2 protein-coding genes and 1 tRNA gene are annotated in these 1,759 nt (G+C 49.2%); 1 reads left to right on the top strand and 2 read right to left on the bottom strand.

The annotated features are described in order from the left end of the window. Positions 1-486: 486 nt before the first annotated feature. Positions 487-563 (top strand) — tRNA-Arg (locus JKK62_RS01460). A gap of 381 nt (positions 564-944) precedes the next feature. Here the strand turns inward: JKK62_RS01460 and JKK62_RS01465 are convergent. Continuing rightward, positions 945-1,409, bottom strand: coding sequence for a hypothetical protein (locus JKK62_RS01465; protein WP_201426642.1), 465 nt, complete (start codon positions 1,407-1,409; stop codon positions 945-947). Positions 1,410-1,420: 11 nt separating this feature from the next. Beyond that, on the bottom strand, positions 1,421-1,759 hold a 339-nt coding region (locus tag JKK62_RS01470), incomplete at its 5' end, for a tRNA threonylcarbamoyladenosine dehydratase (protein WP_436286296.1).

Here is a 1,759-nt window from a genome sequence, read left to right on the forward strand (position 1 = left end):
ATCGAAAGCGCGAATACGGTTGTAAACAGGATCGCGACCGTGAGGACAACCGCAGGTATCCTTCTGATTAGCATCTTAGTCAAAGTAACACCCTTTCTTTAAGCAAAGGAATTCAATTCATTAAAGAGAATTCAGTGTTTTTTAGGTAAGCGACTATATGATTACAATTTCGTTACCGTTATTTATTCTAACATATTTTTCCGCAAAAATCAAACCTTAATTACCACGAGATTACACAAAAACGTGTTCCGAAATATGGACAACATTCACAATATCTGGTGGCCGGCTTGTAACCGCCACAAATTATTGCGTTTTTTCGCCCTCCAACTTTTATTATTAAATAAGAAGCAAAAACAAGGCGCAGTATTCAATAAAAGGTGGGGGAAATTATGTGCTTTTTGATGAATTTAATATTCCTGAAAAAAAGACTTGCTTTTTCTCCGAAAGTATGGTAATATATATCTTGCGGTTCAAAAGAACCCATATGCGCCGGTAGCTCAGCTGGATAGAGTGTCTGACTACGAATCAGAAGGTCGGGAGTTCGAGTCTCTTCCGGCGCGCCATAGAAAAAAGGATACCCACTCGGGTATCCTTTTTTCTATTTACTGCTGACAGCAAGCCGGAAGAGACTCGAAGGTGACGAGAACGACCGCCGCCGGTGGCGGATAAAAGGAGTTCGAGGAAGCGCCGAAACAGGGAGTTCGAGGAAGTACCTTCAGGTACGACGCTGAACGACCATGTTTCAAACGGAGAGTGTGCCAAGGCGCAGGCGGAACGCCGAGCCGCAGGCAAAAACGCTTCGGGGAAGCGTTTTTAACGAGAGCGACTGATGAATCTCTCCTTACGCACTGAACCGCTCAAGCGACGCAGGTATTTTCACATTTATTCCAACGCGCCATAAAAAACGGACGTCCATAGCGGACGTCTGTTTTTGTTTATGTTCATCAATAAATAAGTGGGGTTTCCACCTCTGAGTCCGAATTGCCCTTGACGTGGTGATAGACGACCTCGGATTTTTCGTCCTCTTTTACGCCTATGACCCATTCCTCGCTGCCGTCGCTGTCCTTGCCCTTTTCAACGCTCACGACCGTGCCGCCCGAGCTGCCGAGAGCCTCGGCTATAGCTTCGTCCTCGCGCATTCCGCCGTAGACATCAAAATTATTATCGGGCGTTTCTTCACCGCCGCTGCTTTCGGCCTTGTAATCGGCGGCTTTTGTTGTAGATACTTCAGTTTCGGCGGCAGCAGTCGGCTGAGTTGTTCCTTTCGCCTTTGTCGCGTCCTGTGCTGCCGCCTGTGTTGCTGACGTAGCTGTGGTCTGAGCCTGTGATGACGCTTCCTCACCGCAGCCCGACATTGCTGCGCACGCGATAAACGCGCACGCTGATATTATAAAAATAACTTTCTTCATTTCATTCACACTCACTTTACATCACACAAGTCTTTTATTACCTCGCCCGCGATGATGAGCCCTGCAACCGACGGCACAAACGCGTTTGAAGCGGGGATATCCTTGCGGACGCCGCTGCTTTCAGACGGCTTTCCGAGCGGCTTTCTCGCCTGTTCCTTTGAGTAAACGACCTTGAGCTTCTTTATTCCGCGCTTGCGGCATTCTATGCGCATTACGCGAGCGAGCGGACAGACAGAGGTTTTGCTGATGTCCGCGACCTCGAAGGCTGTCGGGTCGAGCTTGTTGCCCGCGCCCATCGAGCTGATTATCGGCGTACCTGCCGCCTGTGCCCTCTGCGCGAGCTCGAGCTT

Source organism: Ruminococcus difficilis (assembly GCF_016680995.1).